The organism is Pseudidiomarina sp. CB1 (genome assembly GCF_024752025.1).
Taxonomy (GTDB): domain Bacteria; phylum Pseudomonadota; class Gammaproteobacteria; order Enterobacterales; family Alteromonadaceae; genus Pseudidiomarina.
The window spans coordinates 1,925,668-1,946,872 of sequence record NZ_JANTPU010000001.1 but is presented as its reverse complement, the minus strand read 5'-3'; the positions used below and the strand labels follow the sequence as shown (position 1 = coordinate 1,946,872).

At 50.0% G+C, this 21,205-nt stretch carries 16 protein-coding genes and 1 pseudogene; 8 read left to right on the top strand and 9 right to left on the bottom strand.

What is annotated here, in order from left to right:
• Nucleotides 1–114 precede the first annotated feature (114 nt).
• Complete coding sequence (locus NV375_RS09310) at nucleotides 115–663, top strand: gamma carbonic anhydrase family protein (RefSeq protein WP_258807927.1); 549 nt, start codon at nucleotides 115–117, stop codon at nucleotides 661–663.
• Here the strand turns inward: NV375_RS09310 and NV375_RS09305 are convergent.
• Genes NV375_RS09305 through NV375_RS09295 form a run of 3 tightly spaced genes read right to left on the bottom strand, consistent with a single transcriptional unit; the run spans nucleotide 660 to nucleotide 5,888 of the window.
• Nucleotides 660–3,785: an error-prone DNA polymerase gene (locus NV375_RS09305; RefSeq protein WP_258807926.1), complete on the bottom strand. Its 3,126-nt coding sequence runs from the start codon at nucleotides 3,783–3,785 to the stop codon at nucleotides 660–662. The two genes, NV375_RS09310 and NV375_RS09305, sit on opposite strands and share 4 nt — an antisense overlap.
• On the bottom strand, nucleotides 3,769–5,250 hold the full coding sequence (locus tag NV375_RS09300) for a DNA polymerase Y family protein (protein ID WP_258807925.1): 1,482 nt from the start codon (nucleotides 5,248–5,250) through the stop codon (nucleotides 3,769–3,771). Before NV375_RS09300 ends, NV375_RS09305 begins: the two co-directional genes overlap by 17 nt.
• Nucleotides 5,247–5,888: an ImuA family protein gene (locus NV375_RS09295; RefSeq protein WP_258807924.1), complete on the bottom strand. Its 642-nt coding sequence runs from the start codon at nucleotides 5,886–5,888 to the stop codon at nucleotides 5,247–5,249. The genes NV375_RS09300 and NV375_RS09295 overlap by 4 nt, the downstream gene beginning before the upstream one ends.
• Before the next feature lie 157 nt (nucleotides 5,889–6,045).
• Here NV375_RS09295 and NV375_RS09290 point away from each other — a divergent pair, with 157 nt between their 5' ends.
• On the top strand, nucleotides 6,046–6,960 hold the full coding sequence (locus tag NV375_RS09290; RefSeq protein WP_258807923.1) for an acyltransferase: 915 nt from the start codon (nucleotides 6,046–6,048) through the stop codon (nucleotides 6,958–6,960).
• Here the strand turns inward: NV375_RS09290 and NV375_RS09285 are convergent.
• Genes NV375_RS09285 through ccoG form a run of 3 tightly spaced genes read right to left on the bottom strand, consistent with a single transcriptional unit; the run spans nucleotide 6,926 to nucleotide 10,004 of the window.
• A complete protein-coding gene (locus NV375_RS09285; RefSeq protein WP_258807922.1) occupies nucleotides 6,926–7,531 on the bottom strand; it encodes a thiol:disulfide interchange protein DsbA/DsbL in 606 nt (201 codons plus the stop codon). The two genes, NV375_RS09290 and NV375_RS09285, sit on opposite strands and share 35 nt — an antisense overlap.
• A gap of 36 nt (nucleotides 7,532–7,567) precedes the next feature.
• Complete coding sequence (locus NV375_RS09280) at nucleotides 7,568–8,596, bottom strand: serine/threonine protein kinase (RefSeq protein ID WP_258807921.1); 1,029 nt, start codon at nucleotides 8,594–8,596, stop codon at nucleotides 7,568–7,570.
• On the bottom strand, nucleotides 8,589–10,004 hold the full coding sequence (gene ccoG, locus NV375_RS09275) for a cytochrome c oxidase accessory protein CcoG (protein WP_258807920.1): 1,416 nt from the start codon (nucleotides 10,002–10,004) through the stop codon (nucleotides 8,589–8,591). The genes NV375_RS09280 and ccoG overlap by 8 nt, the downstream gene beginning before the upstream one ends.
• Nucleotides 10,005–10,225: 221 nt before the next feature.
• Between ccoG and NV375_RS09270 the strand changes: the two genes are divergently transcribed.
• The 6 genes from NV375_RS09270 to NV375_RS09245 all read left to right on the top strand — a co-directional run bounded on the left by NV375_RS09270 (nucleotide 10,226) and on the right by NV375_RS09245 (nucleotide 18,950).
• Nucleotides 10,226–12,703: a S8 family serine peptidase gene (locus tag NV375_RS09270; RefSeq protein ID WP_258807919.1), complete on the top strand. Its 2,478-nt coding sequence runs from the start codon at nucleotides 10,226–10,228 to the stop codon at nucleotides 12,701–12,703.
• A 138-nt stretch (nucleotides 12,704–12,841) separates the two neighbouring features.
• Nucleotides 12,842–13,687, top strand: a complete 846-nt coding sequence (locus NV375_RS09265) for a DUF6689 family protein (RefSeq protein WP_309491685.1) — start codon at nucleotides 12,842–12,844, stop codon at nucleotides 13,685–13,687.
• Nucleotides 13,688–13,692: 5 nt separating this feature from the next.
• Complete coding sequence (locus tag NV375_RS09260) at nucleotides 13,693–14,544, top strand: FHA domain-containing protein (protein ID WP_258807917.1); 852 nt, start codon at nucleotides 13,693–13,695, stop codon at nucleotides 14,542–14,544.
• Nucleotides 14,545–14,621: 77 nt separating this feature from the next.
• Entirely contained in the window at nucleotides 14,622–17,627 is a 3,006-nt protein-coding gene (locus tag NV375_RS09255) for a serine/threonine-protein kinase (protein WP_258807916.1), read from the top strand.
• Nucleotides 17,581–18,336 (top strand): sensor histidine kinase, encoded by a 756-nt coding sequence (locus NV375_RS09250; protein WP_258807915.1) that lies wholly within the window; start codon nucleotides 17,581–17,583, stop codon nucleotides 18,334–18,336. Before NV375_RS09255 ends, NV375_RS09250 begins: the two co-directional genes overlap by 47 nt.
• The gene (locus NV375_RS09245; RefSeq protein ID WP_241967851.1) at nucleotides 18,333–18,950 is read left to right on the top strand and encodes a response regulator transcription factor; all 618 of its coding nucleotides are present in this window, start codon (nucleotides 18,333–18,335) and stop codon (nucleotides 18,948–18,950) included. The genes NV375_RS09250 and NV375_RS09245 overlap by 4 nt, the downstream gene beginning before the upstream one ends.
• Here NV375_RS09245 and NV375_RS09240 read toward each other — a convergent pair.
• The 3 genes and pseudogenes from NV375_RS09240 to NV375_RS09230 form a co-directional block, all read right to left on the bottom strand.
• Nucleotides 18,947–20,179, bottom strand: a complete 1,233-nt coding sequence (locus tag NV375_RS09240) for a Zn-dependent hydrolase (RefSeq protein ID WP_258807912.1) — start codon at nucleotides 20,177–20,179, stop codon at nucleotides 18,947–18,949. The genes NV375_RS09245 and NV375_RS09240 overlap by 4 nt on opposite strands.
• Before the next feature lie 43 nt (nucleotides 20,180–20,222).
• Nucleotides 20,223–20,498, bottom strand: a pseudogene (locus NV375_RS09235) (GNAT family N-acetyltransferase); the annotation flags it as partial.
• Between the two features lie 179 nt (nucleotides 20,499–20,677).
• The gene (locus tag NV375_RS09230) at nucleotides 20,678–21,205 is read right to left on the bottom strand and encodes a carboxymuconolactone decarboxylase family protein (protein WP_258807910.1); all 528 of its coding nucleotides are present in this window, start codon (nucleotides 21,203–21,205) and stop codon (nucleotides 20,678–20,680) included.

Below are 21,205 nucleotides of genomic sequence, written 5' to 3'. Positions count from 1 at the left end.
GTTTGTTGTGCAGATCGCTGTTTTTTTAGCTGAACTCGCGCGTTATAAGGGTTTCTGCTAGGCTAAGAAGTATCAATTTCGATCAAAAAGCTAACAATTTAAGGAGTAAGTCCCATGAATGGTGATATTCGTAGTTATCAGGGCATCGAGCCGACCATTGGGGAACATGTCTATATTGATCGCAGTGCGATTATCGTCGGTGACGTCACGCTGGGAGAAAACAGCAGTGTATGGCCACTCGTTTCCGCGCGGGGGGACGTCAATTACATAAGTATTGGCGCACGTACCAATATTCAAGACAATTGCGTGCTACATGTCAGTCGCAAAAGCAGTGGTAACCCAGACGGTCACCCTTTAGTCATTGGAGACGATGTTACCGTGGGCCATCATGTGATGCTGCATGGCTGTACGATTGGGTCCCGTATCCTTATTGGTATGTCGGCGGTGATCATGGACGGTGCGATGGTAGAAGATGACGTTATCATTGGGGCAGGAAGTTTAGTACCGCCAGGTAAAACACTACGTAGCGGCTATCTCTATGTAGGCAGCCCAGTGCAAGAAGCACGTCCGCTTACCGATGAAGAAAAGGCGTTTTTACCTGCGTCTGCTGCCAACTATGTAAAACTTAAAGATGAGTATGCTTTAAATGTACATTCCGTTTAGTGAAAGTCACGCGAACGCTTCCCTTCCATCTCGAGTTGCGCCAGCAATGGCGCGCCATCTTCTAAGCGCCCGGCAATAACATGAATGACCTCGCCATGTATTTCGACAGTACCCACAACTTTTAGTAACCTTGCGGTAAGGTATTCCTGGCGCTGAGCGCGGGCCGTTGCTTGCCATATCACCACGTTCACCATACCCGTTTCATCTTCTAAAGTAATAAAGGTCACGCCACCTGCCGTGCCTGGTCGCTGTCGACACGTAACCAACCCCGCCACTTGTACGATTTGTTGATGGCGGCAACCTGCCAGCTCAGCAGCTGTGCGCACACCAGCTAACAACCGACGTTCGCGCAGTAATGCGAGAGGGTGACGACGAATAGAGGTGCCCAATACTCGGTAATCTGCCGCTAAACTCTTCACTTCGGTGGGTGGCATTAGCTCTAAGACGTGTTCATCTTGGCCAGCACTCGTTTCGCCATCAACAAACAAAGGTAACTGTTCAACTTTCTCGGCAAGCGTCTGCCACTGACTTTGATAACGGTGTCCAGCTATTTTCTTCAAAGCATCGGCGGCGGCAAATCGTTGTAATAATGCAGGACTCGCGCCAGCGCCGCGTAAGGCACTTAATGAAGCAAAGCCTGCTGCAGGGCGGAGCGCCAACACCGCTTGCACTTGTGTTTCGTTCAACCCGCGAACTAAACAAAAACCTAGCCGTAAAGCCATACCATTTTTCATTGGCACCAGTTGATGTTGCCAAGCACTGGTTTGAATATCGACCGGCAAAATGGTGACATCATGACGGCGCGCATCTTGGATCAGCTGATCCGCCGAATAAAATCCCATCGGCAAACTGTTCAAAAGGCCACAATAGAATGCTGCAGGGTAATGGTACTTAAACCACGCCGATGCATAAGCTAAGTTAGCAAAACTCGCCGAATGTGACTCTGGGAAGCCGTACTCGCCAAAACCACAAATTTGCTGGTAAATGCGTTGGGCAAAATCAAGTCGATAGCCACGTTCCTGCATCCCCGCAATCAAACGTTGTTCGAATTGCTGTAGCTCACCGGTACTACGCCAGTTGGCCATAGCACGGCGTAATTGATCTGCCTCGCCACCACTAAACCCAGCTGCCACCATAGCCAGCTTGATCACTTGCTCCTGGAAAATCGGCACGCCCAAAGTGCGCTCGGTCACTTGCCGTACCTCTTCACTCGGATAGATCACCGCTTCTTCGCCCGCGCGGCGCCGTAAATAAGGATGTACCATGTCACCCTGAATTGGCCCTGGTCGCACAATAGCAATTTGCACTACCAAGTCATAAAAGGTAGCAGGGCGCAGCCGTGGCAACATATTCATTTGTGCGCGTGACTCAATCTGGAACACGCCTATGGAGTCGGCGCGTTGCAACATCTGGTAAACCTTAGGGTCTTCGGTAGGAATACTGGCTAAATCCAGCGGCCGTTGATAGTGCTCGGCAACCAATTGCAACATGCGTCGCAAGGCCGACAGCATACCCAAAGCTAGAACATCAACCTTGATCAGCTTTAGTGTTTCTAAGTCGTCCTTGTCCCATTGAATCACAGTACGATCAGCCATACTGGCATGCTCAATAGGTACTAAATCGGCTAATGGTCCAGCAGCAATGACAAAGCCGCCCACATGCTGTGATAAGTGCCGCGGAAAACCTCGTAACTGTTCGGTAAGTTGCAATAACCAACGTCCGCGCTCGGTATGCGGTAAACCTTTTTGTAGTAATGCCAATTGCTCATACCAAGGAGAGTCTTGGTCTCGACGATCTATTTGTCGCAAGTAGTGCCCGAGTTCTTGCTCATTAAAACCAAGCGCTTTGCCGACATCACGAAAGGCACTGCGTAACCGGTAGCGAATCACCGTAGCCGCCAACGCTGCACGATCACGACCGTACTTCTTATAGATGTATTGAATGACTTCTTCGCGGCGCTGATGCTCAAAGTCCACATCAATGTCGGGCGGCTCATCACGCTCCTTTGAAATAAAGCGTTCAAACAAGACATCGACTTGGTCAGGATTAACCGCTGTGATTTGCAGACAGTAACAAACGACCGAATTGGCGGCAGAACCACGGCCTTGATACAGAATCCCACGCTGCTGGGCAAACTGCACAATGTCGTGAATAGTTAAAAAGAAATACTCGTACTTTAATCCGGCAATAATACTCAGTTCTTTCTCTAGCTTTGCCTGTACGTCACTTCGCAAACCATCTGGAAAGCGCTGTTTGGCGCCTGCATAGGCAAGCTGACGCAGGTGCTCTGTGGCGCTCATGCCCTCGGGGACGAGTTCGGCAGGGTACCCGTAGCTAAGCTCACTCAATTGAAAATCACAGCGCGCCACAATCGTATCGGTAGCATATAACCACGACTCTGGATAACAACGTTTTAGCTGTGCCGCCGAACGTAAATAATGCTCAGCATTTGGGCGTAAGTTGGCACGAACCCCAGATAACGTTTGCCGATAACGAATCGCCGTCATCACATCATGCAATTTCTGCCGCTCAGGTTCAGGGTAAAGCACTTCGTCAACGGCAACGACTGGGAGCTGACTGATGCGTTGGTAATGCTGATATGTGCGTACTTCACTTACATCCGTGGCCTGATAGTGCCGTGCGTAGGCCAACCATAAGCGCTCCGAAAAAGCCGTACGTAGCTTACTCAAGTGTTCGCTAAAGCGCTGCTCTTGAGGACGCCAAAGCAGCAAACAGTCGTCGAGTCCCTGTAAAAAGTCACTGAGCTCAACCTGATAACTACCTTTGGCGCAACGGCTACGTCCTAAGGTAATAAGTCGACATAGCTGGCCGTATCCTTGGCGATTTTGCGCCAGCACTATGAGGGTGCCGACGTCAGACACGACAAAAAAACTGCCCATTAAGAGCTTAAGTGGGTGAGCTAAACCTTTCATTGCGACGAAGGCTCGCACGACACCTGCCACTGAGCACTCGTCAGTAATCGCTAACGCTCGGTAGTCAAGTTGCACTGCACGTTGAATATACTCATGCGGATGCGCCGCACCATACAAGAAGCTGTAGTTGGTGACACAGTTAAGAGCGCTCGGGCGCCACTGTTCGCCGCTGTTAGCTATACCAACCATGCAAATACCACTGTTCGCTGCTTTCGTTACTCTGGTAGCTCGCGCAAGTGCGGTAGATCCAACCTTGTCGTTGCCACCTATCCAGCGCAATAAAATAGTCGCGCACCATACTTTGCCCGTCCCACCAACCGCTTTGAATGCGTTCTGGGCCCCACTGCAATTGCCAGTCACTAACGTTGATCGGCTCGGCTTCAGGCAATAACCACAGCGGCCGCGGCAAATCCGCGGATATTGCCGTTTTCAGTTGCACTGCGGCACTCGTTTGCCATTGCTGCGCCAGCTCTGGTCGCCAGTCCTGCACCCATTGTGCTTGTTGCACGGCTTGCTCACCTAAACGCGCTTGCAACTTACCCAATAACGCTTGCAACTGTCGTTGCTCGTTACCCTGCGTATAGGCATCTTGCTGGGCAGGCAACCAACTGCCGTGCTGAACTTCCCGTGCACTAAAGTCTTCCGCGCGTACGCTTAACTCCAAAGCGGGAGTCTTTAACTGCTGCCGTTCTAACTGGAGCTGCACCAATTGCAACATGTCGCGCTGCCGCCATAGAGGCAGGGCAAACGCCACTCGCACAAAGGTCTGTCGTTTATCACGGTGGTGTGCAATCAGCGCCAACTCTGTCACGCTCAGTTGCCGTACTTGTAAAAACGCCTCTAATTGTTGCAATAGCCGCCGTAACGGAAACAAAAGCTGTTGCCAACTAGCGACTTCGGTCAGTAAATCGAGACACTCACGGAAGCGTAATGGCGGGCGATACCATTGCTGCGGTGGTAGCAAATCACCTTTTAATTGCGCCATATAACTGAACATATTGCGGCCAAAGCGCGCACCTAATTCAGCAACAGGAAGGTGTAACAACGCTCCAAGTCGCTCAATACCGACCTCTTGTAACTGTTGTTGTTGCTGCGCTGGCAATAAGCTTTGCATTATGGATACTTGCCCAAGCTCATGCTGTAAAACCGCCTTATCGGCGCTCAGTATGTTTTTACCTGATTGTGCTAATAACCGCGCAACCAAAGGACTATAACCTGCCGCAAGAACATAATGCACAGCGATACTATTGAGCCGCCGCTGCAATTGCCGCTGCACCCCAGCATAACCACCGTACATACGTTGCAGATCATGCACGGCCAGCAATAAGCCATGCGGTGGGTACAGCGCAATCTGTGCAATATCTTGATGTAGCCACTGCGCCAACCGTCTAAGCACTTGTACTTCACGATCTTCGTCGTAATCACGTTGCTGTAAATCAGGCAACAAAGTACTTGCTGTCACCTCAGCCATACCCTCACGTACACCACCAGCGACTGCTGCGCGATTCGCTTGCACTACCTGGCGTCGACGCTGACCGTCACTGGTACAAAGTACCTGTGGCTGCTGTTGCTGCTCCTGACTCTGCAAACTCAATTGCTCATCCAGCAACAACTGTGGCACATGCAAAAACCACCAAAGCTTGCTCGAACTCATGCCGATAACCGTCTGCGCTCCGGTAAGTGCCGCTCTACGTTGCAAGGGAAGGCAGGCAATGGCCAACCGGCACGGCGCTTCAACACGGCGATTTGCAACTGCTCAGCCGCCCAGCTGAGCTGCAAGCGGTTCACATAAGCACGGGCTTCGGTGGTTTGTTGCCATGGCGTGATCACAAAGGCGAGTTGCTGATGCTTGGCAGCGCTTTGCTGCAAGCGCCTTACGCCGCTGGCGTCAATGCTGTCAAACCATGCCACCACAACGCCTAGCGCTTCGCTTTGCAAGGCTTGCTCAAAGGCCCACAACGCTTGCTTCTGATCTCTTTCTTGCAACCATAAGGGCGCTTGCTTGAGGTGTTGGTAGCGCAAGCCGGGCCAATAGGGCTGACAAGGTGGATTCAACCACAGGCAAGGTTTTTCTTGCGCAAGTAGCACCGGCAACAACAATGCTAATTCGCCTTGAAAGTGATGCAGCACCTGAACTTCGTGCACGGCCCCTCGTAGCCAGCCGCCACCCAAGCGCCGGTCCAACTCTGCCCAACCACTCGCCACTAATTGTTCCGGTGCTAACTGCTCTACGGCCTCGCGCCCCTGCCAGACCCATCCTTTGTGCACCAAGTCTTGTAAAGGGTGTGCCATAACAACCTCGCAAATACTGTATAAATATACAGTATAATGTAGCTGTTTTTTTCAGCACTGGCAAGCTCACCTCTACACATTCAACACTGAATTAAAGTTGAGCTTTGCCCTTTAATTTCCGTATGATGAAATGATACTTAACTGGTCGGAACCTCTTATGCTTACGCTGTTGTTAGCGCCTTTTCGGGTCATTATTAACTTCATTTTTGGTGCGCTCGCCACTGCGATTATTGGTCTGTTGGTGATTTTGGTCGGACTACCGAAATTATTACTCCCTATTCCAGTGGTGCAACGCGGACTTTCGACCTTTGCCAATGGGCTTTTTCGCCTGTGGGGCTACGCCATGTCAATGATGTTCCGACTGACGCAACCGATGCACTGGCATATTCAGGGTGACGCCCAGTTGCATCGTGATCGCTGGTACATGATCTTGTGCAACCATTTGAGCTGGGTCGATATTTTGGTGCTGATGCACTTGGCCTCGCGCAACATGCCAATGCCGCGTTTTTTCTTGAAGCAGCAATTGTTTTGGGTGCCGATTATTGGTTTAGGGTGCTGGACGCTGGATATGCCGTTTATGAAACGCTATAGCCGCGAACAAATTGCCCGCAAGCCTCACCTAAAAGGACGTGACATTGCCACCACGCAAAAGAAATGCGCTAAGTTTCGGCACATTCCCACTACAGTTATTAACTTCTGCGAAGGTACGCGCTTCACGCCAGAAAAACATAAGGCCAAAAACAGTTCATTCAAGCACTTGCTGCCACCGAAAGCAGGCGGCACAGCATTCACTTTGCAAACCATGGGCGAACAATTCGATGCTATTTTGGATATTACGATTGTTTACCCGACGAACCAACGTCCAGCAGTGTGGCTCCTGCTAAGTGGGCAACTAAGAGATATCTATGTGAATGTCGAAACCATTCCGATGCAGCCCGAGCTGATCGGTGATTACTTTAATGATGAGAAATTTAAAGCACGCTTCCAGCGCTGGTTAAACCAACGCTGGCAGCATAAAGATGAGGTCATTGAGGAACTTATTTCTCGAGCAGATAACCCGCAGCAGCAATAAAGTCATCGGCGAAGTTCTGGCTTTCACTGAAACCTTGTGGGATCAGCTTGTATTTACCATTCACGATAAACGTTGGCGTTGAATTCACACCGAAGTTTGACGCTTCACGGTCCATCTTGTTGGCCATGCCGCGTACACCAAAGCTATTGATCATCTTATTGAAATCTTCTTTTTCAACGCCGTTAGTGGCAAAAATAGCTTCGAAATCTTCTTTGCTACCGATCATGTTGCCTTGTGCGAAGTTGCGTTGAAAGATTGCCGCCGAAATTTCTTTTTCTTTGTTCAAACGCTGCGCTAGTGCCCAGGCTTGGTTCATCATCATGCCTTGGCCTTTGTAATTGATGAACGATACGTGCGACTTTTCAAAGGCTTCAGGGTATTTTTCTGCCATTGCTTGAGCAATCGGCTCAAAACGGTAGCAAGCGCCACAGAAGAACGAGAAATATTCAGTAATGATTGGCTCTTCAGTGCCCTGTTCAGCGATCACTTCGTAGTGCACGCCTTCTTCAAATTGCTGCGCAGCGGCAGGGAACAGCATCAAGGCCAAAACGGCAAACAACAACTTCTTCATTTGGTTATTTCCTGTAGTTACTAATAGTTACTTAATTTAACAATTAAAATTTGGACGCAATTCCAGTGGCGCTTCTTGCAACGCAGCATACTGTTCTTTGAGTGCCAACACTTGTTGTTCCCAGTAGCGTTGCTCAGCAAACCACGGGAACGCGCGTTGAAACGCTGCATCTTCCCAGCGCCGCGCCAGCCACGCCATGTAGTGTATGATGCGAAAACCGCGTAAGGGTTCAATCAATTGCGTTTCACGTTCATCAAAATCACAAAATTCTTCGTAACCGCTGACCAACGCATCAAGCTGTTGCCAGCGTTGCTGACGATCATCACCCGCTAACATCATCCAAAGATCTTGGACCGCTGGGCCCGTCATGGCGTCATCAAAATCAACAAAAGTCAGCAAGTCATCATGCAACAGCATATTGCCAATATGGCAGTCGCCATGCAAACGTTGTTGATCAAAACCGCTGAAATCGGTCTCAAGCAACAAGTCGCTCAACGGTTCAGCAATGGCCCAGAATGCGCTCTGCAGATTGTCGGGGATAAGCGGGGTCTGTCGCAACGTCACCAACGAGGCACTGACATGATCTTCAGCAGTCAGGCGCTTTCGATGTTTAAATTCACCTTGCCGCGCCACCGCATGCAAGCGACCAATTTGCCGACCAATACGCTCAAGCTGATCGACGTCACCCGGTTCGACAGCACGCCCACCAATGCTAGGGAAAACGCTAAAGCGGTAGCCTTCAAAGCTATGCAAGGTCGCACCATCAAGCACCAAAGGCGCCACCGCAGGCACGTCCTCGGCGAGGAGCTCTGCGGTAAACGCATGCTCTTCGAGAATCTGCTCATTGCTCCAACGCGCCGGCCGATAAAACTTGGCCACATAGCGCTTTTGGTCGTCAGCAATAAACTGGTACACCCGATTCTCATAGCTATTGAGTGCTAGCAGGCCCGACATAGGATCAACGCCAACACTGGCTAGAGCATTGGCGATTAAATCGGGGGTTAAGCCAGCAAAACTAAAGTCATTGGCCGCATCCATGCGCAGATCGTCCTCGCGATTACTCATAGAGAAAACTCGTCTCGTGTTGTTCAGTAACTTCACCATCAGCGCTGGTGACGACAAAGCGAATATCGTGAACGCGCTGCGTTACGTCGTCTGGATGCACCGCCAACGTGACCGGCACGGTAGCGATGCTGCCGCCATCAATGGTAACTGTGGTGTTGCCGCTTAGCTGGGTGCGCTCAAAGCCTGCAACGGCAATTGTAAACGTCTGCGGTAGCTGCGACTTGTTCAATACTTTCAGTGTGTAAACGTTCTGTACCCAACCTTCCATGCTGATGCTATAAAGCTGGTTACGATCACGCAACACATCGACTTCGAGTGGTTTGCGGGTTGAAACATCCCAAATCAACAAGCCCGTCATGGCGATCATCACCACAAAGTAACCCACCGCTTTGAAACGTGTTTTACGCGTGCGACCACCTTTAAGATTGCGTTCGGTGGTGAAACGAATCAATCCGCGCGGGTAGTTCATTTTATCCATCACGTCGTTACAAGCATCGACACAGGCACCGCAGTTGATGCACTCGTATTGCAAACCATTGCGGATATCGATACCCGTAGGGCAAACCTGCACGCACATGTAGCAATCGATGCAGTCTCCGAGCCCCTGCTCTTTGTGGTCGGCTTTACGCGAACGCGGCCCGCGCGGTTCACCACGATTCGGGTCATACGAAACAGTCACCGTGTCTTGATCGAACATCGCCGATTGGAAGCGGGCGTAAGGGCACATGTGTGTACACATGATTTCGCGCATCCAGCCAGCATTGCCATAGGTGCAGAAGGTGAAAAAGAGAACCGAGAAGATAGCCCAAAAGCCAACATCAAAGGTCCAAAAGTTCGTGAATAAATTGCTAACGTCGGTGAAGTAGCCGACAAATGTCATTGAAGTGAGAAGTGCGACCAAAAGCCATGCCGCATGCTTACCTGTTTTGCGCCAGACCTTATCGAAATCCCACGGGCGACGATCTAAGGCAATTTGCTTGTTGCGCGGACCTTCAAACTTCTTTTCAATCCACATGAAAATAAACGTCCACGTGGTCTGTGGGCACATAAAGCCACACCAGACACGACCGTATAAAGTCGTAACGAAGAAAAGGGCGAACGCAGCAACAATAGAAATCCACGCGAGAATCGTAAGGTCTTGCGGCCACAGCGTCATACCGAAAATTCGGAAGCGTTGGTTAGCAATGTCGAGGAGGACCGCTTGATCGCCGTTCCACTGGAGCCAAGGAATAGCAGCAAACACGAACAACAGTAAAAAGCCAAAGATGCGACGAAAGTATTCGAGCTTACCCTTCACGTCGCGCACATAAATCCGGCTACGTGGCGAGTAGTCGTTGTTTTTCTTGTTCGGATCGGGGCGCTGGATCTTCACTTTATCCGCCGCCACGACTTTGACTTTCTGCTCCATAACCGTACACCGCCCTCAGCTATTTCCACAAGATATGAGGGGATTATACGCTTATTTGTTGACGAATATCAGTGCGTCAGATCAATCAAAATGTGCAATTTACTTGCCAAAAAGAAAACTCCTGTTCCGGCAAGAATAGGGGATCTCCCCTATAGAGACAGGGCACGATCGCAGCAATGATAACGGTGTACAAAAATCCAGCAGAACAGGACAACGTTATCATGAAGAAATTGACCCTATCGACGATCGCAGCGTTAACCCTTGCCGCAGCGCCTGGCCAAGCAATGGCCGAAGCGGTTATTGGCGAACAGCTGCAAGCGAAGTTACCCAGCTTATCCGTTACTGACACCGTGATGGCCGTCGTCACTTATAACCAAATGGAGCCCGTCACAGAATCACAAATTCAGCAGCTGCTCAACTTAGGGCTAACCGACGGCGTACAGTTTTCAACCTTACCAATTATTGGTGTAGTGGCAACGCGTCAACAAATTGAAGCGTTAGCGCAACAGGATGATGTGCGGTCAATTTGGCTCAACCGCGAGCTCGAATACTTTAATGCCGACGCACGCAAAATTACCGGTGTTGAGCAATTGCAAAGCACTGAATTCATGCAGCGCAACAACACGACGTTTACCGGTAAAGGCGTGACCATTATGGTCAATGACTCCGGTATTGACGCCAGTCATCAAGACTTATTTTATGGCGACACTGTAGTACAGAACGTACAAGCCATCACCCATGCACAAGCGATTAGCCTAGTGGCACCAACCGACGGTTTTGTGCTTGAAGACCAAATTAATACTGACCTCAACGTCGGCCATGGTACACACTGCGCCGGAACTATTGCCGGTTCAGGTGTCATGTCTGATGGAAAGTATATGGGTGCTGCACCCGACGCTGAGCTCGTAGGTTACGGCTCTGGAGCAGGTTTATCGATTCTTGATGCTGTTGGTGGTTATGACTATGCACTTAGCAATGTTTATGCATTCAACTCACCAATGCGCATCATGAGTAACTCGTGGGGCTCAAGCGGCAAGTTTAGCCCTGACAGTCCTGTCAGCATCGCTTCTTACAAAGCCTACAAGCTAGGTATTTTATCGGTATTTGCGGCGGGGAACTCGGGTCCAGGTGAAGACAGTCATAACCCGTACGCACAAATTCCTTGGGGCCTTTCGGTCGGCGCCGGTGACAAGTTTGGTAACCTTGCTGGCTTCTCGTCACGCGGATTAAAAAGCGAGTCGGGTACATTTACCATGCCTGACGGCAGTGCGTGGACCTACAACAATGAAGTTACTATTGTGGCACCGGGTGTCGATATTATTTCAACACGTGCCAGCACTAACTTGGTGTCCAACGGTGGTGACGCTGACCTAGACGCCATCGAAACCGAATACGTGCCATTCTACACCATGATTTCAGGCACCTCGATGGCAACGCCTCATGTGGCTGGCATTATTGCGTTGATGATGGAGGCGAACCCTACGTTATCGCTATTAGAGATCAAACGGCTTCTGCAAGAAACCGCAACCAACATGCCAGGTTACGAAAAATGGGAAGTTGGCGCCGGCTATGTCAATGCTAAAGCAGCAGTATCCGCCGCACTCAACTATGACATGGACTACGCCCAAACCGTAAATAACTTAAATAGTTTCAATGCTAATGCCCTGATCACGCCAAGTGACCGCGTGGAAAACTTTGAAGTACTGTATGCGCCCGTCGGCGAACCCGAAACCTTCAGCTTTGAAGTGGGTGAGGATGTCGCTTGGGTGAAAGCCAGTGCCGAAACCTTAGCCAACACCACTAAACTGGTGTTAGTTGCCCCAGATGGCACCGAATACTTCGGTAACCTAACCTTGCCCGTACTGGAAACTGGCATGCGTGTTTCCGCGCCGGGACAGGTTGGTACATGGCAGGTATATGTTTACGGCTTAACTTCACTGTCAGGTGTTGATCCGGACCCGTTAGATGTCACCAATGGCCCAGGCATCCCAGAAGTCATTGCTGGTACCGTCAGCTTCGAGCTAAGTGGTGGCTATGACGGGGTCGATGACATTGAAGGTCATCCGCAGCAAAACGCAATTGAATTCGCCGTTTCCGAGCGCCTCATGGACGGTTTCCGCAGTGGCAAGTTCCGTCCTGATCAAGACCTGAAGCGTAAAGACCTTGCGCAATATCTTGTAATGGGTGGCGCCATTCGCCAGTACCGCGACTTATTGAATGAGTCACAACCTCTGATTCAAGATGTCAACGCTACGTCTATCGCTTATGCCGAGGCCGTTTCTGTGAATGGTGCTGCGCTGAAAGATAGCGATCAGGTACAAGCTCCTGTCATGCTCACGCAAAACGGTAGTTTCGACCCTAACGGCAGCGTGAATAAGCTCGACTTGGCCTATTCACTGGTGCAAACCCTAGGCTTGCAAGCAGAAGCGGAGGCTTTTGACAGCAACGCGGATATTGTCTTCGACTATCAAGGACAAACCCTAATGTTAGCTGATCAACACCTGATTCCGGCGCACCTGAAAGGCTATGTGCAAACCGCTCTGAATTACTCACTACTCAACGTCAATTTTTCGGTAAGCCAAGGACCATTTGATCTTGAGCCGCAGCTAGAAGTTCGCTTTGCTCCAAGCACAACCATTAACCGCGCAGGTTTTGCTGTCACTATGGGACGGTTGTTTAGTAACTACTACGGAATGTAGTCGAGGACAAGGAGTCCACCCTTTGAGGGGCTCATCTGAGCCCCTTCTCTTTTTGCCAAAAGTGATGACTTTTTCGCCAGAAGAGAGTAAGTTTAAAGGGCAAATGTAACAAAATGTAACTCATACGAGGGTATTTGTATGTTACCTAGTAGCTCCATCAAAACATTCTTTGGCGTGGTTGCGACGCTATTTCTCGCGTGTTCCTCAATGACAAGCCGCGCGGAAGTGTTGGATTTAACGATTCAACCACAGAGCAACAAAGTAGAGACCTCGGTTCAGCTCACCGAGTTCATTGGCTTCGATCTCACAATCAGCTTTGAGAACTCCGTCGGCCTTACAGCGCAAAACTTCACAGTGAATGCGCAGCTCATCGATCTCAACGATCATACGATTCTTGATCGCTTACCGGACTCGATACTGACCGGAATTCCTTCAGCTTTTCCGGTATTGATTTCGATTGAACCCGATCCGGCGAAAGGCTTCTCGTTTAGCGGTGCATATGAAATTGAGCTCTACACCAAATCGCTCCACTACACCGCGGGCTCACCGTTACGGATGTTTCATTCACACAACAATGGTGAGTTTGAGGACATCACTACGATGACAGGTTCAGGCAGTTACCGCGTGAGAACGAATGGCGGCCAATTTTCAGATTTCATCATCGTCGCCGACCTACGTGATATCAATACCGTCATCTCTACCAAGGTCAATCGATTAGCTGGCTACGTTGACTCCGTATCGCACTCGCTTACAGCGGTAGCAAGTCAAGCTTTGAGTGACGCTATTGCCAGCATCGAAGTCGCCCTTGCAAATGGTAATTATCAACAAGCACTACAGGCGACCAATGCTCTTATCCAGTTAATGCGCGCCGACGACGGTACACTTTATCCTGATGTTTGGCGTTCAGCTGGCGACCTAGAGAATATCCGCGGTCGTATTCTTAGTATGGCGAATACGCTGCGCTATAGCTTGAGAATTAGGTAACACTGATGCCAGCACTCTTTGATTGCGTCTACCAAAACCGCTTTGCGCCTCGAATTTCCTTATTCGAGGCCAAATCTTACGTTGTCGGTCGTGATCCGGAGTGCGACATCGTTATCGAGCACCCGACAGTATCTAGGCGCCACTGTGTCATGAGGTTTCATGATGGCCAGTGGCGCATTCAAGATTTACAAAGTACCAATGGGGTAAACTTCCTCGGCAAGCGCCATAGCAAACTTGCCTTGGAACAACGATTAGTTATTCAATTAGGGTCGGTGACCTGCGTGCTGCAAGCAAAAAACGCACAGGAACTAACGGTAAACCTTAACCGCAGAGTCTGGGGCCAACAACAGCTACGCACCTTCCATACCCGTTGGCGAAACCAGCCTGACGTCGCCGCCTTGTTGCCCGCCTTGCAGTTTAACTTGGCACAAATTCTTGGGAGCGACCGTTGTGCGGTACTTTTATTTAACGCTACCCACGAAGCCACCTTAGCTAGCGACTTTCCCGGCTGGATGCAAACCAGTGACTTTGACGGAACGACAACATTGATCAATGCCGCAGTGAAAAATAGGCGCCCCTACGTTGTCAACAATGCACTTTTACATGAGCAGCTCAAACACCGTGCGAGTGTGCAAAAAGCACAGATTAAGGCAGCTTTTGCGTACCCCATTGAGTTGGAAGGTAACGTCATTGCAGTGATTTATGCTGACAGCCTTGAAGAGCAACATTATTTTACCGATCATGATATTGATCTAATTGATAATTTTTCATCTATGCTGGCGTTTCAACTACAGCTCAAAAGCCTTGATCAACAATTAGATGCATTAACCGCTGCGGCAACATCACTTGCCGTCTAAACTATAATTCATTCGCCACTTCTCCGAACTGTGTTAAGTTGAGGCTGTAGTGTTTCAACAATAACCAGTGATATTCGATGACAGATGTAAACGATTCATCAACACAGCCATGGCATGCTGAACCTACACGCCCAACTGATCGAGCGCTGCTAGCACCTGGAACCATGCTTGCTGAGCGTTTTCGTGTCGTGCGGCTACTGGGGCATGGTGGACAAGCACGCGTCTACGAGGTCTTCGATACTGTCCTCGAGCAACCTTGTGCGTTAAAACTCTTGGTCACCAACGAACAGCTTTCGACCGATGCTATCGAGCACTTGCGTAATGAAGTCTTGCTCACGCGGCAAATCAATCATCCCAATGTTGTCCGCGTACACGAATTTTATGTGACCGAGAATTATGTGTTCTTCACTATGTCGCTGATCACTGGCACGCCGCTTACCGATGTCATTGACGGTAGCATCCACGCGAAAGAGGTTATTCACTGGTTTCGGCAACTTCTTAGTGCTTTGCAAGCCTGCCATGAAACCGGCATTATTCACGGTGATATAAAGCCCGCCAACTGTATTGTGAACGACGAAGGTGACTTGATTGTGGTCGACTTTGGCATTGGTAGCCAAGACCATCAATCGACGACAACTCATTTCAGTGTCGGCTATACAGCCCCAGAGCTCGCTCAATCACACCGCGCAACTCACGCCAGTGATCGCTATGCCCTTGGCAAAGTCCTCGCGGCGCTACTCCAAGCCAGCGAACAGAAATCATGGGCAAGTGTCGAGCTAAAGCACAACCGCTTGCGCAAACTTGCCGAAAACCTTCAAGCCGACGAGCCAGAACAGCGCCCGTCACTAGCCAGTTGTACCTCGGCCTTGGCGCCACAACAGCGTCATCATGAACTGACGCTTGGCCTCATTGCCATAATAATACTTGTATTGGCGATGTTATGGTTTTTCCAGCCCGCGCAAAAGGAGTCGAACGCATCCTCTGAAGCGCAAGTTTTTACCCTCGCAATAGCGAGCGATGATCAGACCGATGCCATCGCGCAGTTAACCCATTTGATGTTACAAACCGAACCACAAATCTATTCAGTTGAGCCTAATGCAGTGGCCGAGCTCACCAAACAACTCGGTATTCGCGTACTCGATTCTGCGCGCGAGCGTACACGTCTTGCTGAGCTCACCGACGCGCAATATGTGTTAGTACTCAACCAACAAATCATTGCCGAACAACCGCATTTGTTAGCCTTGTTGTTGCGTTTTCCGGGCGAAGAAATACTGCTCAACGAAACCTTTCTACTCAGCCAAGAAACACCTCGACAACTTGCCCAGCAGGTGGCGACGCAAGTGAGCGCGCAGTTAGGAGCAGGGCAAAGCTCCGCCGAGCTTACACTTAACGACAAAGTAGCTGACTACCTTGAACAACTGCAAAATGCCCAGAATGTTGGCGATACAGCGCGTGCACAAGGGGTTCTAAAAACCATGATCGAAACGCCTGAAGTAGGCGATTTCTGGCGTCAGCAGGCACGCGCACAACTCGCCATGTCGGAACAGAATTATACTCTTGCAGCGCAAGTGCTGGACGGCGTGATTGCCAATTACCCAGATCGTGCGGATGTGCTTGAACAACGTGCACAGGTGGCCACTGCGCTAGGAGATTTGCAAGCCGCAAGAGCCTTCTACCGACAAGCCCTAGCACTCGATCCAATGCAACCCATGTGGTGGTTTGAACTTGCTAAGTTAAAAATCATTCAGGGCGAAATGAAAGAGGCCATTTCACAAGAGCTTACCCAAGCATTACTCGGTTTTCGGCAACAAGAAAATCAAGAAGGACAGGGACTCGTGTTGAATGCTTTTGGGGTCGCCTACCTGCGCTTGGCCGAAGTTGAGCAGGCGCGCGATTATTTTGAAATGGCCTTGCCATTTCGAACTGCCGACAACCAACCGGTTGAACGAATTACCACGCTCAGTAATATTGCTACCACAGCCGCTATACTTGGCGATTACGCCGCTGCCGAAGAAGCTCTACGAGAAGCACGCGATCTAGGATTGCAGACGGGAGATGAACTCGCTGTTGCGCACATTGAAAACGAGCGAGGATTATTATTTGAAGAGCAAGGGCTTTACCAACAAGCGTTGAAGCATTATAAGCGCGCTCTCGATTTGCGGTTGCGCTCGGGCGATGACTACGCACGCAGTCAAAGTATCAATAATGTCGCCTTTATTAACTTCCTGCTCGGCGAATTCAGCTTAGCTGAAGTGTACTGGCGACAAGCGCTCGACATCGCTCGGGCAATTGATGAAACAGCAACCCTACATAGTATACAAATAAGCCTCGCGCACTTACTGATCTTGCAGGGGCAGTTCAAACAAGCGGAACACCTACTCGCTGAACTCATCAGCACCACCGACAAGAGCCCAGATGCGCAATCGAACACACAACTACAAGTCAGCCGATTGAATTTTGCCCTAGGGCGCATGCAAGCAGCGGCAGAAGCCGCCGACGCATCGGTTAAAATAGCTGAACAACTGAGTGACCAACGTGGGCTTACCGAAAGTTTGTTGTGGCAGGCCGAGATTGCCTTGCACCTTAACCAAACTGGTTTGAGTAGCGAAGTTTTGGCCACCTTGCGACAACATCAAGAACATTTTAACCATGAGCAGCAGCTTGCCTTTGACTGGCTGCAACTGATGAATGGTGAGCTGCAGATGCCACCGCAACAGTTTGCCGAGCGAGTTCTGCAGACGAACTTATCACGCCTGTTAGAAATGAAAATCCTCTCGGAACTGGTCTACAACTTCGAATTTTCTAAAAACCAAGCAATTTGGACGCGACTCGAAACGATCCTTAATGAAACCATGTATGACGCGTACTTTATTACCTTAGCGGCACGTGGTGACACCGAATCACATCAGATCTTATTGAATAAAATAAAAAGTTTCCCTAGCTACTGGCGCAATTTTGAGCTACTTCAAGTACTATCTAATTCGTCTACGGAAGCTTTGGCGCAGGGAGCTCTCGAACAATTACTAGAAAACATGAATGACAGCCAACGAAAAGCCTATACAGAAAAATTTAACCTCCAGTGAGCTACTGGCGGCGATCGAAGAGCTGCGGGAACAACAAAAATCACTGCAGCACCGACTCGACGCTGAGCAAGCACAGTTGCAACAACTGGCGAAGCGTTTATGGCTGCAACAGGAGCATGAGCGTGCGCGGCTAGCCCGCGAGTTACACGACGATTTGGGACAACAACTTACCGGCATCGCCACCCAACTCTCACAGTTGTCTGCTACTGACGAACGCCTTACGACCATCTATCAGCATGTTAAACATGCTATTGAGAGCACTCGCACACTTTCGCGACTACTGCATCCGACCTTGGTTCATGACCTTGGCTTACAGGCCGGTATTCAATGGCTTGGCCGCCAACTCCTTGCGCCTGCGGGAGTCCATTTACAGCTTGACTATACTGTTACGCATCAACTCGAGAGTGATGTGGAGCTGTTTTTCTTTCGTATACTCCAAGAAGCAATGGTGAATACCGTGAAGTATGCAAAAGCTTCTCAATTTGAGGTCTTTTTCAGTCAATCTGAAACCGCGTTATTGCTACTTTTGCGGGACAATGGTCAAGGTTTTGACGCAGCTAAAACGGCATATGGCGTCGGGCTACAAAGCATTTACGATCGCACACAAGCGTTCGATGCAATGCTCAAACTGACCGCGGCTCCGGGCAAAGGCTGTGAAATTCAAGTCCAGCTCCCCTACCAAAACGTAACTGTTGAGGAGGCGCGTTGATACGACTCATACTGGCCGACGACCATGTCATGGTGCGCCAAGCAATCGCCACAACCCTTCAAGCTACTGGGCAATTCGACATCCTCGCCGAATGTGATGATGGCGTCGCGTTGGTGAGCGCGGCCTTGCGCCACGATGCTGACGTTATCCTTATGGATATTTCCATGCCCAAAATGAACGGCTTCGTCGCTTTGGAAAAAATTCTGCATCACCGTCCAAAGAGTAAGGTGATTGCCCTGAGCATGCACAACGAGCCCGAGTACATCGACGCAATTCGTCATGCTGGAGCGGTAGGTTACGTATTTAAGGACGCACCAACAACAACCCTCCTCGAAACTATTCAAACCGTCCTTAACGGCAAGACAAGCTTTCCGCTAACTGAAAACGCTGCAGGTGCGGAGTTACACCAGCCGCTTGCAGCGTTAACACGGCGCGAACGCGAAGTGTTTTTTCTTGTTGTTGCTGGTCGTTCCAATAAGGAAATTGCGAACTTGTTGGCGATGTCTGCGAAAACCGCCGAGAATCACCGTGGTAAGTTGTTCAAAAAGCTCAACGTAAACACCACCGTTGAGCTCATTCATTTTGCGGCCAAACACGGCCTTTTAGAGTCTTAGTTCTCGGCTAAGTTAGCTAAGACCGAATGCAATAACACATTGGTACCCGCTTCAATATCATGCCAATGCGACCACTCATCGGGAGCATGACTCACGCCATTGACTGAGGGGATAAAAATCAGGCCTGCGTCGGTGATTTCGGACAAAAACTGCGTGTCGTGACCGGCACCACTGGGCATACGCAAATAACTGTAATCCAGCGCTTTGACTTGCTCTTCAATGAGATCGGTAAGTTTTGCCGAGCAGGGTTTAGGGGCTAACCAACTCGATTGTTCATACTCAAACATCAGTCGATGTTTGCGAGCAATCGCTGACAACGCCTTACGACAAGCGTTGGCGACTTCTTTCATAACCTCTTCGTCCATGTCACGACCGACAATGGTAAAAATAGCTTCGCCTGGTACCGTGTGTGGGTAACCTGGTTTTAGCTCGACTTTACCCACAGTGATACGCGTTTTGTCGGTACCGTTTTCGGCGATGATACGCTCAATTTCGTGAGCAAAATCAGCAAGTCCCATAAAGGCATCGCTGCGCATATCCATAGGTGCCGTGCCCGCATGGTCAGCCTTCCCTTTCAAATGCACAATCCACTTAAAAACGCCGGAAATACCTTCGACAACACCAATTTTCAGGTTCTCTTGAAACAGCACTGGGCCTTGTTCAATGTGCAGTTCAAGATAAGCTTTAAGTTGTTCGGGGCGCCATGCAGCATCAAGTGCGTCCATCGCATTTAAGCCTTGCGCGGCCATGGCATCTTTTAAATACACACCGTCAGCGTCATGGGCAGACATAATCCAGTCAGGGTTGAGTTTGCCTGAGATCGCTTGGGCGCCAAGCATGCCACCGAAACGACCTTCTTCTTCAGCTGTGGCTACGCCCCAAACTGGCGTTTCGGTCACCACTTGGTTTTCATCTAGGGTCTGCATGACTTCTAGCGCAGCTAAAACGCCAAGTGAGCCGTCGAAAATACCGCCCGCAGGGACTGAGTCGATATGTGAGCCCATAAGGACTGCTGGCTTATCGAGCTCGCCACGACCAAAAAACACGTTCCCTGCGCCATCCATGTAAGTTTCGTACCCAGCAGCTTTCGCTTTCTCTTGCAGCCAGCGTCGGCTTTCCATGTCGGCGTCACTGTAGCCGGGGCGGTAGATGCCGCGGTCTTCTTCGTTGTAGCCAATTTTGGAGAGTTCGATGAGGTTACCTTTAAGGCGTTCGCAATTGATCTGCATAGGACTCCTTAAAACTCGATGTTTGCTGTTCGCTAACAAAAGCTTAGTTACTGAGGAGGGATTGGGCAAGTGGGATGCGATAGCGTTGAATGACTGACTCGTGCGCTGCGTCGGTGATTTCGGAGTGGAGTTTTCCGCCATTCGCGATGATCATGGCGGCTGATGCTGGATTTGTCTTTTCGCAATGGATATGAATATCTTTAATGCCCATTTGTTGCGCTTTTTCTAGGGTGAGACTAAGCAAAAATTTTCCGAGGCCTTGTCCACGGTAAGAAGGGCGAATGCCTAAGCCGATATGTCCGCCTGCGCGTTCGATTTGGGGAGAGTTTAACCCGTAGTAGAACTACGGGCTACCCGTGTTTGGCTTTCAACGGACAGCGAGGCAAAAAAAGCCCGGCACGGTGCCGGGCGAAAGGGTATAACAACCAGATCTCAGGGAAGTCGATGGGTAATCTACCGCACGACTATGACAAACATGTGACTGCAGCCGAATATTTTTTAAGCGATTCGGCGCGCTGTTGCTGCAGCGTTAAGTACCGCAGCCATTTTGATCGAGTTTTGAATCACTTGCGCAGAGATGTCGTGCTTAAGCAGGACGCCTACGTGTGAGTCAATGCACATACCACAGCCGTTTAGTGCAGAAACGGCAAGTGAGTACAACTCGAAATCTGCTTTATCAACACCAGGATTCGCCATGCCGTTCATGCGTAGGCCTGCTGGCATTTTACTGAACTGCTTATCGCTGCTCAGGTGTAAAAAGCGATAATAAACGTTGTTCATCGCCATCAAGGTCGCGGCAAGCTTTGCTGCGCCAACAGCGTTTTCTTCAATTTTGCCTTCGGCTTCGGCTGTAACTGCAGCCGTCAACGCGTCATCACCAATCGCATAAGCAAGTGATAAAGCGGTACCGTAAAATTGGGTTGGGGTCATGCCAGAGGTATCGACATTGCCGAAAATGCTCGACAAGTTCAATTTGGTGTCTTTACCGTGGTCGCCCAAGCCTTGTTTGTAATCTGCAATGCTCAT

What these genes read in the sequence shown, in the direction of transcription:
- NV375_RS09310 (WP_258807927.1), top strand. Translation starts at nt 115, where the DNA reads ATGAATGGTGATATTCGTAGTTATCAGGGCATCGAGCCGACCATTGGG.
- NV375_RS09305 (WP_258807926.1), bottom strand. Translation starts at nt 3,785, where the DNA reads ATGGTTGGTATAGCTAACAGCGGCGAACAGTGGCGCCCGAGCGCTCTT.
- NV375_RS09300 (WP_258807925.1), bottom strand. Translation starts at nt 5,250, where the DNA reads ATGAGTTCGAGCAAGCTTTGGTGGTTTTTGCATGTGCCACAGTTGTTG.
- NV375_RS09295 (WP_258807924.1), bottom strand. Translation starts at nt 5,888, where the DNA reads ATGGCACACCCTTTACAAGACTTGGTGCACAAAGGATGGGTCTGGCAG.
- NV375_RS09290 (WP_258807923.1), top strand. Translation starts at nt 6,046, where the DNA reads ATGCTTACGCTGTTGTTAGCGCCTTTTCGGGTCATTATTAACTTCATT.
- NV375_RS09285 (WP_258807922.1), bottom strand. Translation starts at nt 7,531, where the DNA reads ATGAAGAAGTTGTTGTTTGCCGTTTTGGCCTTGATGCTGTTCCCTGCC.
- NV375_RS09280 (WP_258807921.1), bottom strand. Translation starts at nt 8,596, where the DNA reads ATGAGTAATCGCGAGGACGATCTGCGCATGGATGCGGCCAATGACTTT.
- ccoG (WP_258807920.1), bottom strand. Translation starts at nt 10,004, where the DNA reads ATGGAGCAGAAAGTCAAAGTCGTGGCGGCGGATAAAGTGAAGATCCAG.
- NV375_RS09270 (WP_258807919.1), top strand. Translation starts at nt 10,226, where the DNA reads ATGAAGAAATTGACCCTATCGACGATCGCAGCGTTAACCCTTGCCGCA.
- NV375_RS09265 (WP_309491685.1), top strand. Translation starts at nt 12,842, where the DNA reads ATGTTACCTAGTAGCTCCATCAAAACATTCTTTGGCGTGGTTGCGACG.
- NV375_RS09260 (WP_258807917.1), top strand. Translation starts at nt 13,693, where the DNA reads ATGCCAGCACTCTTTGATTGCGTCTACCAAAACCGCTTTGCGCCTCGA.
- NV375_RS09255 (WP_258807916.1), top strand. Translation starts at nt 14,622, where the DNA reads ATGACAGATGTAAACGATTCATCAACACAGCCATGGCATGCTGAACCT.
- NV375_RS09250 (WP_258807915.1), top strand. Translation starts at nt 17,581, where the DNA reads ATGACAGCCAACGAAAAGCCTATACAGAAAAATTTAACCTCCAGTGAG.
- NV375_RS09240 (WP_258807912.1), bottom strand. Translation starts at nt 20,179, where the DNA reads ATGCAGATCAATTGCGAACGCCTTAAAGGTAACCTCATCGAACTCTCC.
- NV375_RS09230 (WP_258807910.1), bottom strand. Translation starts at nt 21,205, where the DNA reads ATGAGCATTGCAGATTACAAACAAGGCTTGGGCGACCACGGTAAAGAC.